14 protein-coding genes and 1 tRNA gene are annotated in these 13142 nt (G+C 59.6%); 6 read left to right on the forward strand and 9 right to left on the reverse strand.

All coding sequences use genetic code 11. The features are described from left to right. The first annotated feature begins 2 nt into the window (after positions 1-2). Together SynMVIR181_RS01735 and glmM are read left to right on the forward strand one after the other, a co-directional pair. A complete protein-coding gene (locus SynMVIR181_RS01735) occupies positions 3-206 on the forward strand; it encodes a hypothetical protein (protein ID WP_186589779.1) in 204 nt (67 codons plus the stop codon). A 43-nt stretch (positions 207-249) separates the two neighbouring features. Beyond that, the gene (glmM, locus tag SynMVIR181_RS01740; RefSeq protein WP_186589780.1) at positions 250-1641 is read left to right on the forward strand and encodes a phosphoglucosamine mutase; all 1392 of its coding nucleotides are present in this window, start codon (positions 250-252) and stop codon (positions 1639-1641) included. A gap of 14 nt (positions 1642-1655) precedes the next feature. Here the strand turns inward: glmM and SynMVIR181_RS01745 are convergent, their stop codons facing one another. Genes SynMVIR181_RS01745 through SynMVIR181_RS01760 form a run of 4 tightly spaced genes read right to left on the reverse strand, consistent with a single transcriptional unit; the run spans position 1656 to position 5874 of the window. Further along, positions 1656-2588: a BadF/BadG/BcrA/BcrD ATPase family protein gene (locus SynMVIR181_RS01745; RefSeq protein WP_186589781.1), complete on the reverse strand. Its 933-nt coding sequence runs from the start codon at positions 2586-2588 to the stop codon at positions 1656-1658. Between the two features lie 10 nt (positions 2589-2598). Then, entirely contained in the window at positions 2599-3909 is a 1311-nt protein-coding gene (locus tag SynMVIR181_RS01750; protein ID WP_186589782.1) for an IctB family putative bicarbonate transporter, read from the reverse strand. After that, positions 3902-4615, reverse strand: a complete 714-nt coding sequence (trmB, locus tag SynMVIR181_RS01755) for a tRNA (guanosine(46)-N7)-methyltransferase TrmB (protein ID WP_186589783.1) — start codon at positions 4613-4615, stop codon at positions 3902-3904. The genes SynMVIR181_RS01750 and trmB overlap by 8 nt, the downstream gene beginning before the upstream one ends. Continuing rightward, positions 4615-5874, reverse strand: coding sequence for an FIST N-terminal domain-containing protein (locus tag SynMVIR181_RS01760; protein WP_186524505.1), 1260 nt, complete (start codon positions 5872-5874; stop codon positions 4615-4617). Before SynMVIR181_RS01760 ends, trmB begins: the two co-directional genes overlap by 1 nt. 70 nt (positions 5875-5944) lie before the next feature. On the opposite strand from SynMVIR181_RS01760, the gene SynMVIR181_RS01765 reads away from it, so the two are divergent. Continuing rightward, positions 5945-6556: a DUF3177 family protein gene (locus SynMVIR181_RS01765; RefSeq protein ID WP_186525379.1), complete on the forward strand. Its 612-nt coding sequence runs from the start codon at positions 5945-5947 to the stop codon at positions 6554-6556. Further along, on the forward strand, positions 6546-6863 hold the full coding sequence (locus SynMVIR181_RS01770) for a hypothetical protein (protein WP_186524506.1): 318 nt from the start codon (positions 6546-6548) through the stop codon (positions 6861-6863). Before SynMVIR181_RS01765 ends, SynMVIR181_RS01770 begins: the two co-directional genes overlap by 11 nt. Positions 6864-6866: 3 nt before the next feature. Here the strand turns inward: SynMVIR181_RS01770 and ileS are convergent, their stop codons facing one another. Both ileS and SynMVIR181_RS01780 read right to left on the reverse strand, forming a co-directional pair. Then, positions 6867-9773, reverse strand: a complete 2907-nt coding sequence (gene ileS / locus SynMVIR181_RS01775) for an isoleucine--tRNA ligase (RefSeq protein ID WP_186589784.1) — start codon at positions 9771-9773, stop codon at positions 6867-6869. A 25-nt stretch (positions 9774-9798) separates the two neighbouring features. Continuing rightward, positions 9799-10593, reverse strand: coding sequence for a Ycf66 family protein (locus tag SynMVIR181_RS01780; RefSeq protein WP_255444367.1), 795 nt, complete (start codon positions 10591-10593; stop codon positions 9799-9801). A 28-nt stretch (positions 10594-10621) separates the two neighbouring features. Between SynMVIR181_RS01780 and SynMVIR181_RS01785 the strand changes: the two genes are divergently transcribed. Together SynMVIR181_RS01785 and crtR are read left to right on the forward strand one after the other, a co-directional pair. Further along, positions 10622-10703 (forward strand) — tRNA-Leu (locus SynMVIR181_RS01785). A gap of 55 nt (positions 10704-10758) precedes the next feature. After that, positions 10759-11778: a beta-carotene hydroxylase gene (crtR, locus tag SynMVIR181_RS01790; protein ID WP_186524508.1), complete on the forward strand. Its 1020-nt coding sequence runs from the start codon at positions 10759-10761 to the stop codon at positions 11776-11778. 39 nt (positions 11779-11817) lie between these two features. On the opposite strand, the gene gatC is transcribed toward crtR, so the two are convergent. Genes gatC through SynMVIR181_RS01805 form a run of 3 tightly spaced genes read right to left on the reverse strand, consistent with a single transcriptional unit; the run spans position 11818 to position 13081 of the window. Continuing rightward, positions 11818-12111: an Asp-tRNA(Asn)/Glu-tRNA(Gln) amidotransferase subunit GatC gene (gene gatC / locus SynMVIR181_RS01795; RefSeq protein ID WP_186524509.1), complete on the reverse strand. Its 294-nt coding sequence runs from the start codon at positions 12109-12111 to the stop codon at positions 11818-11820. Beyond that, positions 12108-12896 carry a creatininase family protein gene (locus SynMVIR181_RS01800; protein WP_186589785.1) on the reverse strand — a complete coding sequence of 263 codons (789 nt, stop codon included), beginning with the start codon at positions 12894-12896 and terminating at the stop codon, positions 12108-12110. Before SynMVIR181_RS01800 ends, gatC begins: the two co-directional genes overlap by 4 nt. Positions 12897-12937: 41 nt before the next feature. Next, positions 12938-13081, reverse strand: a complete 144-nt coding sequence (locus SynMVIR181_RS01805; protein ID WP_006853653.1) for a hypothetical protein — start codon at positions 13079-13081, stop codon at positions 12938-12940. Between the last annotated feature and the right edge of the window lie 61 nt (positions 13082-13142).

Below are 13142 nucleotides of genomic sequence, written 5' to 3' on the forward strand. Positions count from 1 at the left end.
GGATGGCACAGGGGCAAGGGCCGCGGCGCCCAGGGAGTGAGCAACGCCGTCGCTGTGCGATTGCTGTTGGCCTCGCTTTGCTCGTCTGGGGATTGCGTTGGCTTTGGCCTCTCCAGTTTCTGCCTGGCTGGTTGGTGGCAGGGCTGTTGGCTTGGGCGTTGCTGGAAGTAGCGGCGCTATTGCTGGCTCCGCGTCGTTGGCGCTAGAACCAGAGGCCCGGCTTAAGATTGAGTCCAGAATTGAGTTTCCATGGCTGAAGCTGCCATCCATCCTTTGGGGCACCTCCCGAAGCCATCGCAGATCAGTTTTGGGACGGATGGCTTGCGTGGTCGGGTGGACACCATGCTCACGCCGGCTTTGGCCCTTCAGGTGGGGTACTGGTGTGGACGCGTGCTTCAGGCCGAGGGGCCTGTGCTGATTGGCATGGATTCGCGCAGCAGCGGCAGCATGTTGGTCGCGGCACTCACCGCTGGTCTGACGGCGTCTGGCCGCGAGGTGTGGAGCTTGGGACTGTGTCCTACTCCGGCTGTGCCCGGTTTGATTCGCCGCTATTCAGCGGCCGGTGGCTTGATGGTCTCGGCGAGCCACAACCCTCCGGAAGACAATGGAATCAAGGTGTTTGGCGCCACTGGCAGCAAGGTGTCCCCTGAACGTCAGCAGGCGATTGAAGCTGGCCTCCGTAGTGGAGACGGTGCTGGGATTGCGTTAGCGGCATCTGGAGTGGCACGCCATCGCCCTGAACTTCTTGACGACTACCGCGCCAGCTTGTTGTCCAGCGTTGGGCAGCACCGACTTGATGGTGTCCCCATCGTGCTGGATCTCTGCTGGGGGTCGGCAACAGCCTGCGGGGCAGAGGTGTTTGCTGCTCTTGGCGCCGATCTCACGGTGTTGCACGGTGATCCCGATGGAACGAGGATCAACGTGAATTGCGGATCCACACATCTTGAGCCGCTGCGCCGAGCGGTGATCGAGAAGGGCGCCGCCATGGGCTTTGGCTTTGATGGGGATGCCGATCGCATGTTGGCTGTTGATGGCCAAGGACGTGTGGTGGATGGTGACCATGTCCTTTTTCTCTGGGGGTCTGTCTTGCAGGAGCAGGGACAGCTGCCGGATCAGCGTTTGGTGGCCACGGTGATGTCGAATTTGGGTTTTGAGCGGGCTTGGCAGGCGCGGGGTGGTCTTTTGGACCGAACTCCAGTGGGAGACCAGCATGTGCATGCCGAGATGGTCCGCACGGGGGCAGCCCTTGGTGGCGAGCAATCAGGTCACATTCTTTCGTCCTCCCATGGTTTGGCAGGTGATGGTGTCTTAACCGCTCTTCAGCTCGCGAGCCTCTGCCATGCGCAGCAGCTCTCCTTGGCCGAGTGGGTGGATCAGAGCTTTCAGGCCTATCCCCAAAAACTGGTGAATGTGCGCGTCGAGAATCGCGAGCGCAGAAAGGGTTGGGCGGACTGTGCACCTCTCCATTCCCTGGTTCAAGAGGCAGAGGCCTCGATGGCTGAAGACGGACGTGTGCTGGTGCGAGCGAGTGGGACAGAACCCCTGCTGCGCGTCATGGTTGAGGCTGCCGATCAAGCGGTGGTCGATCACTGGACCTCGCGCTTGGCCGCAGCAGCTGATCAGCATCTCAATGCGTCTTGATTAGCGCCTCTTGATCAGCAGCGTTCAAGAGCCAGCGTGAGCGCCCCATCGCAGGCGTCACCATTTCGATCCTCCCAGCGCGCATCAACCTGGCGACGGCGTAGGGATGCGTCCACAGCCTGTTGAAGGGGCGCCAGATTTAGGAGTGCGCCACCTCGAGCACAGAGCACTGGCTGGGTGAGCCCCAGGGATAACGCCACGGCTTGAACGGCTTCAGCAAGGGCATTGCCGGAGCGGTTGAGAATGGCCTCGGCTTCAAGATTGCCTGCCTCAGCGGCGGCGGAGACGAGGGGTGCCAATTGGGCGAGCTGAGCTGGTTGGAAATCGGGTTGCACAACAAAGGCCTTGATCTCTTCTGCTGTGCGGCAACCAAGGACTTCCCACAACTGGTTGCGTAGGGGGCTGTCTGGGAGTCGGCCATCGGCCATGCGCAGACTGAGCTGCAGCCCCTGATGGCCGAGATCAAAGGCAGCCCCTGCTCCATCCAGTTGCCATCCCCATCCGCCACAACGCTGTTCAAGCCCGCTGGTGTTGCGTCCAATCACGACCATCCCCGTGCCACTGATCAGCACAATGCCGGCATCGTTGGGGAACGCTCCGCGCAGGGCGGTGCGCTCATCGCCAGTGGCGATGCAGTGCGCTTTTGGCAGCTCGAGACTGGCTGCAAGCAGCTCGCTGGCGCGGTCCTGAAGCGCCGTGCCCTGCTCCACTCCGCTGGCTCCAACCGCTGCAGCGTTGATCTCCATTCCGCTGGGATTCGCGGCATGCAGGCTGCTGCGAATCGCCTCCATGAACCGTGTTTCGCCCCCGGCGGCTTGGAGGTGGCTGACGCCACTGCCCTGGCCTTCGCCTAGCGCTTGCCAGTTTCCGTTGTGCCAACGGCTCAGCTTGCAGCGGCAATGGGTTTGGCCAGCATCGAAACCAGCCAAAATCAGGGCGTCGCTCATGGGTTGACGCTCATGGGTCGGTCTGGGTGGTCTTGTGGGCCTGACTCAGCGTTGCCAGGCAAAACCAACCGATGATTTGCACTTCTGGCCTGAAGAAAATGGTGTCTGTGGCACCTTGAATGACCAGCCCGGCGATGGCGGCCAGGCACCCCAGCCAGGGCAATGCCAGAGCAGCCGATGAGCGCAGCGCTTTAAGGCCGTTGCGAAAACTGGCTCCAGCCAATCCAAGCGCGGCGATCAGGCCTGGAATGCCCGTTTCCACAAGGAGCTCCAGGGGCACGGAATAGGCGCTCAGAGCATTGAACTTGGGCTGTTGATACAGGGGGTAAATGGCATTAAAGGCAGCGTTGCCGGGCCCGATGCCCAGCCAGGGGCGGTCTTGAATCATCTCCACGGCGGCCAACCACACGTTGATGCGGAAGTTGTTGGAGCTATCACCTCGACCAGATAGCAGGCTGGCAACCCGCGTGCGGATGGGATCCACCTGCGTGACTGCGATCGCCAGGGCCACACCAGCCACCACCAGCAGGACGATCGGGACGAGACGTCGCCACAGTTTTGGCCAGCTGCGGATGGCACGCAGCACGAGCAGCAGGACCAACACCCCAAGGGCCGCGAGCATGCCCAGCCAGCCCCCGCGGCTGTAGCTGAACAGGGTGGCTGTGGCTCCCAAGCCCAGTGCAACAGCTGCATAGCAGCGTGCCCCCCAGCCCTGCCAGCGGATCAAGGCAACGAGTGCCAACGGCAGGATCGGTACCAGATATCCCGCCAGCAGATTGGGGTTGCCAAGGGGGCCGTAGATCCTGATCGTGCCTGCCGTGATGGAGTTGGGATCAGCCCAGCGCGCCAGCTCCTCGGTGGGTCCGTAAAGCTGGCGCAAGGCCATCACACTGGTGAGGACTTCGCCGGCCAGTAGCGCGGCCACGAGGCGGTCCCACCACTCGGGGCGCTCGGCCAGCAGCTGTCGCATCAGCGCATAGACGCCGAGGTAGCTGAGCAGCTTGATCAGGCCTTTCGCTGCTGCGGCTGGAACGGGGGAAAACCCCGTGGCCAGCACGGCGATGCCAAGAAACACGAGCACCCAAGCGCTGATGGCACCGATGCGTTGCGGCTGGCTCACGCTGGACCAGAGGATCCACAGCGCTCCGCAGGCCAGAACCACAATCCCGAGCCCTGTTCGGGTGAGGAAGGGAAGTCCTGCGAGGAGAACCATGAGCAGGATGCTTGCCCACCAGCTCAGGCGCCTGCGCTGCTGATCAGTCGCGGGAAGCAAGCCTTGCCAGCGCAGCAACAGGGGTGGTGGGGCCGGAGCCTCAGCCATGGGGAGTGGGTGCGGTGTCTTTGGAATTATCAACCTGTTGCCAAGCCAGCTCCAGATCCCTTAATGCTGGAAGCGCGGCATCCGTGCGCTCAAACAGCACGCGATAGCTGGGCAGTCCTTGTTCCTGGACGTAGCGCTCCCGTTCCGTCGCCATGGGCAATGGGTTGCTGGTTCGCCATGGCCGTTGATCGTCTTTCGGGCGTTCAAAGCAGTTTGAGAGCTCCACCAGGCTCACCATCGGTTCGATGACGGCCAACACATCACTTTGCAAAAAAAGCTGTCGGCCGGGATGGAGGGCTGAGGCGATGGCGAGCAACAGGGCAGGTTGCAGCACGCGGCGCTTGCGATGGCGTTGTTTGAACCAGGGATCGGGAAACTGAATGCTGACCAGGTGCAACTGGTCTGGTGGCAACGCTGCCATCCAAGCCTCGAGGCTGATATTGGCATTGCAAAATAAAAAATGAAGGTTGTGCTGCTGCTGCCGGTCGCGATCGTGTTGGGCGGCTTGCACCAGGGGCCGGCGGATCTCAACGCCGAGATGGTTGCGCTCGGGTTGCAACGCCGCCAGCTCCAACAGAAAAAAGCCTCGAGCGCAACCAATATCGAGATGGATGGGCAGGTTGGGATGCTCGAACAGTTCCTGCGGCGCCGGGAGTTCCAGCGGCAACTGAAAAAAGCGGCTGAGGGGATTGACGTGCTGGCGCATCAGTCCTCAGCTGACGCCACAAGAGGTGCGTGGCGGAGCAAGCCCCAGCAAGCGGTGTAGCCATGCAGGTAAGTGGTGTTGCTTAAGGGGCCGATTTCGCCATTGCAGAATGCGCCGGCGATTGGCAGATCGGGCAGAACGTCGCGAGCGATGGAGACATCACCGTTGGCTTCTCCGAATAGCCCACTGCCTCGGCCGAGGCAGGCAAACAGCAGGCCACAGAGTGGCGGCGGCGAGGGGCAGCGTTCTTGGCTGGCCTCTAGTAGCTGGCGTGCCTCCAGTCTTGATGACTGGGCTTCTCTGAGCTGAAACTGCACGTGTTGGCCTGGACGGACCCGCTCAGCCACGGCGACGGCGCCATTGCGTGGGTCGACGCCAATGAGATTGCGAACCAAGAAATCGCTGGGGCACTCCTGCATTAAATTGCGCCGTTCCACACCAAGGAAAAGGGAGTGCTGCACCAGCTCTCTGTCTTCCGCATTGAGATCGGCCAGGACCCGTTGCAAGCAGGCCACTGGCGTGTCGCGACGATCGCCATCGCTGAGTTCCAATAGGACGTTGCGTTGGGCTTGCTCAATCGCAAACACGGGACCAATGGGCCGGCAGCCCTGGGCAACGACCGGATCGAGAACCCAGTCGCCGCCGATGCTCACTCCAGCGGCACCGTTGATGATCTGACCATCGAAGAGCAGGGATCCATGACTGGCGTTGTGGGGGGCGGCAATCCCCCCGATGATTGCTGCGTTGGGATAGGCGTAATCCAGGCCACTGATCAGGTCATTGATCGCTCCACAGCTGGGATCGATGAACAGCAGCAGAGATCGGCTGTCTGCCGGGTCAACGCTGACCCAGTCCTGCCAGTTTTGAACCGGCCCATCAAGATCTGGGAGAGAGCCGGTGTCGAGTTGAAACGGCTTCAGCTGAGCTCCGGGGAGATTTAAGAGGGTGATGCTGAGGGCCGTGGTCTGTTCCAGCTCTTGCGATCGCCCGGCACTATCCGTTCCAACAACGCCACCTCCAACGAAGCCAATCCAGTGTTCTGCCTGCAGTCGCTGGCTGAGCAGCGGAAGCAACCGCGGCAGATCGCTAGCGAATTGGCTGGACACAAACACCAGGGCTAAATCGCCTTTCTCCGAGCCGAGTTGATTGGTGACATCTTTCGTTGCCTCTTCCAATGAGGCACAGCCACTGAGTGCCGTGCGGCACTTGGCCTGGGCTCCGGAGCCTCGGAACCAATCGAGGGGGTTGAACGGAACCATGTGTTGGACCCTACCAATCTTGAGGGCTAGGTCGATGGCGTCGATAATGGCTCCAACTCGAACCTGCCTGGTGCCTGATCTCCCTTACCGCAGTTTGGTTTGGCTTACCTATCGCTTAGGCGCAACCTTTGCCCTCGGTGTTCCGCTTGTTCTGTTGATCTGGGCAGGGGTTCGGCGTGAGCCAGCCATGGTGCGATTGCTGGGTCTCTACTGGAAAGTGGCAAGCCTGTTGCCCATCAGTGTGTTGCTGCTCACCGATCGGCGTCCGATCGGATATGTGATGGCCTTCATTGCACCGGTGCTGATGGCGGTTTCGGTGTGGTTCTGGGTGGATCTCAATGAAGAATTGGCCGACAGTGCACCAGGGAGTGCCCTTCCTCTGACCGTTCGTATCTGGCGCTGGGCACTCACTGGATTCGCCGTGCTTGCGGCGGGAATGTCAGCAACAGCATTGCGCTGTGTGGATCAACTGACAGGTGCTGAGTGCTTGGCCTGGCTGGAAGGTCCCCAGGGACTGCATCGTGTCGCGGAGCGTGTGTTCGATTTCGTCTTCGGTGGTCAGTGGAGTGAGGCTGTTGCCGCATTCATTGGCTATGTGGCGTTAGTGGCCTACGTGGTGGGGCTCCTCCAGTGGCTGCTCGTGCGCCTGCCGCGCCAGGGACGGGTGGCTGGTGAGTTCTGATTCGTTGTCGTTGCTGCCAGCCCTTGAAGCGATCAGTCGCGATCGCCCCGATCGGGTGTTGCGACTGCGAGGAACGGTGCAGTGTGCTGAAGGTGCGGAAGAAGCGCTGGAAGTGTTGATTTTTCGAGGTTTCAGCAGCTGCACCACCCATCCCACAGATTTCGATCCGGATCGAACCGTGCTTCCTGAGGGGGCGGTGATCCAAACCGCTGAATTGCTGCGCGGTCCACTGAACCCTCAGCAGGAGGAGCTGCTAATTGGGCCCCTACCTCCTGCGCAATTAAGCGAACCAGACCGCTGGATCTGATCCCTAGCGCCGTTCCAGCACGGACACGCAGCGACCGCACAAGCTGGGGTGATCGCTGTGCTGACCAATGTCACTTTCGTAGTGCCAGCAGCGCTCACACTTCTCCCCGCGAGACAGGGCTACTTCGATCACGGCGAGCTCGTTGTCATCACTGGCCAGCAATTCGGCCCAGGGCTCGCCTCCAATCTGCAACTGGGAGACGATGAGCCAATCGCGCAGGCCATCCACCTCCTGATCCCCCTTGCTTTGGAGCCAGTGGAGGGCGTCTTTGAGGGCAGGGGTGCGCGCTTCGATGCGGACGGCCGCCTCAAGCGATGCTCCGAGCTTGCGCTTGCTTCGGCATTCTTCCAGCACTTTGTTCACCGCTGCGCGCAGCTCGCGGAGCTCCCGCATCGGCGCTTGAAGGCTGTCATCGCGCCACTCCTCTGGAACGGAGGGCCAGCCACTTAGAAACACCGACTCAGTCCCGGTGGGATAAGGGATGTTCTGCCAGATGTCTTCCGCCATGTGGCAGAGCACGGGAGCGATGGCCGCGGCCAGACGTTCGATGATCAGAGCCATCACGGTTTGGCAGCTGCGGCGACGCTTGTCGTTGGGGGCGCTCACGTACAGCCGGTCTTTAGCAATGTCGAGATAGAAGTTCGAAAGATCGGCGACGCAGAAGTTCTGCAGAAGCTGGAAGAAGCGGAAAAATTCATAGGCTTCAAACGCTTCGCTGATCTGGTCGAGCACGGTTGCGGTGCGCTGCAACATCCAGCGATCGAGCAACGGCAAATCGCTGATGGCGATCGCATCGCGGCTTGGGACGAAGTCGTGCAGATTGCCGAGCAGGTAGCGCGAGGTGTTGCGCACTTTGCGGTAGACGTCTGACAGCTGCCGCAAGATGCCAGCACCGATCGGCACGTCTGCCGAATAATCCACAGAACTCACCCATAGGCGGAGCACATCGGCGCCGTAGGCGGGTTCTTGCTTTTGATTTTTGCCACCCTCGATGATCACCATCGGGTCCACAACATTGCCGAGGGATTTGCTCATCTTTCGGCCTTTCTCATCCAAGGCAAAGCCATGGGTGAGCACGGTCCGGTAGGGGGCTGTGCCGTTGACGGCCACCGACGTCAACAACGAGGACTGGAACCAGCCGCGATGCTGATCTGATCCCTCTAAGTACAGATCTGCGGGGTAGCTGAGACCGTCGCGTTGGCTCGATACGGAGGCCCAGCTGGAGCCGGAATCGAACCACACATCCATGGTGTCTGTGCCCTTACGCCAAAGATGCGCTTCTGCGCTGTGGCTGGAAGGGAGCAGATCAACCTCGTCTTTTTCCCACCAAATGTCGGCTCCATGGTCTGCGATCAGCGCTTTGACATGGGCGATGGAGTCGGCATTGAGCAGAACATCGCCAGTTTCACGCTGGTAAAACACCGGAATGGGAACACCCCAGGTCCGTTGACGGGAAATGCACCAATCGCCCCGTTCGGACACCATCGATTCAATCCTGTTCCGGCCAGATGCCGGCAGCCATTGCACGCCATCGATGGCGGTTAGCGCCTCAGTGCGGAAGCCTTCCACAGAGGCAAACCACTGTTCCGTTGCTCTGAAGATCGTGGGTTTTTTCGTGCGCCAGTCGTAGGGATAGCGATGGCTGTAGTTCTCTTGAAGAAGCAGGGAACCGGAGTCCTCGAGCGCTGTGATGATCACGGCATTGGCATCCTTGAGCACGTTCAATCCTTCGAAGGGGCCGGCCTCAGCGGTGAGGGTTCCGGCCTCATCCACTGGGCAGAGCACGGGCAGACCATGCTTGCGCCCTGTGTTGAAGTCATCCACGCCATGGCCAGGCGCCGTGTGCACCAACCCTGTCCCTGATTCCGTGGTGATGTACTCCCCACCCACCACGATCGCGCTGCGGCGCTCGAGCAGGGGGTGGCTGTAGGTGATGCCAGCGAGATCGGCCCCCTTCACGGTGGCTTTGGCTTGAAGCGGGCGTTCAAGCTTGGTGGCGAGGGAATCGCAGAGTTCCGCGGCCACGATGAGAAGCCGTCCGTTGCCGTCATCCGCCAGGCAGTAGTCGAGGCGATCGTTGACCGACACCGCAAGGTTGGCGGGCAGGGTCCAGGGGGTGGTGGTCCAGATCGCCACCTGCAGGCACTGACTCAGGGCGTTGCTCTCTGCGGGGACGTCCAAGCCCTGCTCGTTGAGCTTGCTGCGCAGGCCTGTGGGTAGATCAACCACAGGAAATCCCACGTAGACACTGGGGCTGGTGTGTCCGTCGGGATATTCCAGTTCGGCTTCGGCCAGGGCCGTGCGTGAACTGGGGCTCCAGTGCACTGGTTTGAGCCCTCGGTAGATGTGCCCCTTCAGCGCCATCGTTCCAAAGACGTCGATCTGAGCGGCTTCGTAGTCCTTTTGCAGCGTGAGATAGGGGTGCTCCCAGTCAGCCCAGATGCCCCAGCGCTTAAAGCCAGCCATTTGGCCTGCAACTTGCTTGTGGGCGTAGACCGCAGCCTTTTTGCGCAACTTGATCGGGGTGAGCGCTTGACGCTGCTCTTGGCTCATGGCCTGGAGCACTTTGAGCTCGATCGGGAGGCCATGGCAGTCCCAGCCAGGCACGAAACGCACCTTCCGGCCTTGCATCAGGCGATGCTTATTAATGATGTCCTTGAGCACCTTGTTCAAGGCGTGGCCCATGTGCAGGGCGCCGTTGGCATACGGGGGGCCGTCATGCAGGGTGAACACCGGGCCGGGATTGTTGCGTCCCAGTTCCAGGTCAATGCCTTTCTCTTTCCAGAAGGCCTGGAGTTCCGGTTCGCGGTGGATGGCATTGGCACGCATGCCAAACCCCGTCTCCAGCAGGTTGAGGGTGTCTTTGTAGGACGGTCGCTTATCAGCGTCCTGGCCTGTCTGCTGGGTCACGTTGGCGCTGCAGCAAAGGGGATTATCAGTCTTCGTCGGTGCGTGCTGTGTTTTCGGTTGTGCTTGCGGCTGTATTTGAGGTTGTTTCGATGGCGTTGTCAGCACGTCCGTCTTCAATGCTGTCCGTGCTCGTTTCAGTGCTCGTTTCAGCCTTGGTTTCGCTCTGGGCTTCAGAGCCGCTGGATGTTGAACTCACCACCTGTGTTTCTGGCGATGGTTCTGGGCTATCTGGACGGACCCAGAGCTTCTTGCGTTGTGGATTGGTGTCTGGTGTTTCAGCTGTGGCGTCCTTGTCGTTGCTGGCCTCACTGCTTTCAATGCTCTCACCGCTCTCACCGCTGGGAGGAGTGTCTATTGCTTCGCCTGTGGATGGCTGCTCAGGTCGCACCCAACGTTTGTTGGTTCCGGTTTTAGCGGCAGGTTTCAAGCTTTTGAGCGTGTCAGTTGTTGCGCTCACAACGCTGGCCAAAACGGTGGTGAGTTGTTGAAGGCTCGTGGTCCAGCGTTCCCGGGAGCCGAGTCTTTGTCGCTCCTCATCGCTGAGTTGTTGCCAGCGGGCTTGCCCTACTTCTGCCCCTAGGCGGCTGATCAGCAAGCCAGCGCAGGCGACTCCAAGCATGGGAGCGCCTCGCAAGCGATCACTGCTGGTCACGAGGACCAGTCCAAGCAACAGGACGACGGCTCCCCAGGCGCCATCGCGGGGACGACTCAGTTCTGTAGCGAGCAGTGGCAGCAGCAGCACGGCAAGGCCTGCCAGCAAACAGAGGTCTCCAGTGAGAGTGGCCAGCATCGGGGAATCGAGCGTCGACGTTGTCGCCATTCTGGGTCGATGTTTAGGATTCGCTTCTGCCCATCTGGCGGAATTGGTAGACGCGCTGGTTTTAGGTACCAGTGACTTCGGTTGTGCGAGTTCAAGTCTCGCGGTGGGCATTCCTTTTCCTAGATTGGTGTTGCTTGTAGCAGCAGGCAACACAGGAATCTTTCGATGACTCAGGCACTCGTACAACCGGAGAGCTCGGGATCGACGCCCCGGCTTCGGTCAGTGCCAAAGGAGTTTGTGGATCCACCTTCTGTATGGAATCCCACTGTTGGCTTGTTTTTAGGCGGGTACGGATTAGCAGCCTTGTCGATTTGGGGCTGGTTTGTCGGTGGCTGGCCATTGCCACTGCTCTTGATTTGCGGTTTCTTAGCGCTTCATTTGGAGGGCACGGTTGTTCACGATGCCTGTCACAACGCTGCTCATCCGGTTCCCTGGATCAACCAAGCGATGGGGCATGGCTCAGCCTTGTTGTTGGGATTTAGTTTCCCTGTTTTTACGCGGGTGCATTTGCAACATCATTCCCACGTGAATGATCCAAAAAATGATCCTGATCACATCGTGAGTACCTTTGGTCCTCTTTGGCTTATTGCCCCAAGGTTTTTTTATCACGAGTTTTTCTTCTTTCAGCGCAAGCTTTGGAAGCGTTGGGAGTTGATGCAGTGGGGATTCGAGCGAGCCATCTTTTTCACGATCATTGCTGCAGCAATTCGATTCGACTTTCTACCTTTTATTTTTAATTGTTGGTTTGCGCCCGCTCTCATGGTGGGGGTGACTCTGGGGTTGTTTTTTGACTATCTGCCCCATAGACCATTCTTGTCGAGAAATCGCTGGCAGAACGCTCGTGTGTATCCGGGTCGGACGATGAATTGGTTAATTATGGGGCAAAATTATCATTTAGTGCACCATCTTTGGCCCTCTATTCCATGGTTTGAATACAAGCCTGCCTATGAAGCGACCAAGCCCCTTCTTGACGCAAAAGAATCACCGCAGAGGCTCGGAATCTTTGAAACTCGCTCTGACGTTGTCAATTTCTTCTACGACATTCTGATTGGCGTTCGCAGTCATAAACCAAGGGGCAGCAAGATGCGTCCCGTTGCCAAGCTTCTGCCTAGCAGGAGGTTGAGACGAGCCTGGCTCACGTTATTGCGGCGTACAGCCGTCACTCCGGCACGTCAGCGTTTCTAGGGCGTAACGCCTGCGTGCCGTTATCGGAATGTTGTGGGCCTAATCCGCGAGGATTTTGGGAACGCGGAAGAAGTCTCCTTCGCGTTGGGGGGCCTGATCTAGGAGGTCTTGGCGCACATCTGTATCTACAACAGTGTCTTCACGCGTTGCATTGACCACTTCCACAGCACGTGTCGTGGGTAAAACCCCCTCCGTGTCCACCGCTTGCAGCTGATCCACGTAATCGAGAATGCGCTCAAGCTGCCCCGTATAGGTGGCGATGGTGTCATCAGGCAGGTCAAGACGGGCAAGTTGGGCCACCTTGCGAACGTCGTCGGCGGTGATCTTGCTCATGTAGCGGAGAGAAAGGTTTCAAGATCCTCGCGCAGTGCCGTGACCGCCGTATCCAGCAACCCTGCTCCGTGTTCTGCTGTCGCGAGATAGGGGTGAGAGCCCATGCGGCCATCGGGATAGCGCCGGCGAAAATCGGCTGGGCCATGAATGGCTCCGCATGGGGCGGGGTCAGGGAGGGGCCGTTGTTTTGCGATCAGGCTGTCGTGAAGATGGAGGGTGACAGCGATTTCGCTGGGGGTGGCATGTTGGCCTTCGCGATCGCCATAGAGCTCTCGGGCTTGGCGCATCACAGGCCCAGCCATGAACCAGTTGGAGAGTCTGCAGCGCAATTTTGATGCCACCGGAAGCCCTCGGCTGGCGGCCGTTCCATAGGCCTGGGCAAAGGCTGCTTTGGTGGTGGCCATGTTTCCTCCGTGGCCATTCACCACAAAGATTCGCTCGAACCCATGGGTGGCCAACGACAACACAAGGTCATGCATCACCGCCATCAGGGTGGCCGGCTGGAGACTCATCGTGCCCGCGAAGCCGAGATGGTGTTCGGCCATGCCATAGGCCTGAGCAGGAGTGACCAGCACTCCGCTGCGACGACCAAGTTCAAGCGCTACAGCTTCTGCGGTGAGGGCATCAGTCCCAATCGCACCTGTGGGTCCATGTTGTTCTGTGGAACCAAGCGGAATGATGATTCCTTTACAGCCTTTCAGGTAGGCCTCAACATCGGGCCAACTCTGGAGAGCCAAACGGATGGCTTCGGTGTTGGCTGCGGGGCCAGGCAGGGTGGCGTTCATGCCATCTCAATCAGTGGCTTGATGATCGCTCAACTCGCGCCTTAGTGCGCTGTGCCGTTGCCGTCGTACTTGTCGGTGTTGTAGTAGCCGCCTCTAGTACCGAAGTAAAAGGTGGCGATCACGAACAACCCGCTGCCAAAGACCAACACGGTCCCGAGATTGAAGCCGGAAAGGGCGGCGTCCATGGTTGGTAGGTCACTGCATTAATCATGCCAAGGTCTTGCCCGCTGAGTCGCCTTGGTGAGC

It is taken from the genome of Synechococcus sp. MVIR-18-1 (genome assembly GCF_014279835.1).
In the GTDB taxonomy this organism is placed as follows: domain Bacteria; phylum Cyanobacteriota; class Cyanobacteriia; order PCC-6307; family Cyanobiaceae; genus Synechococcus_C.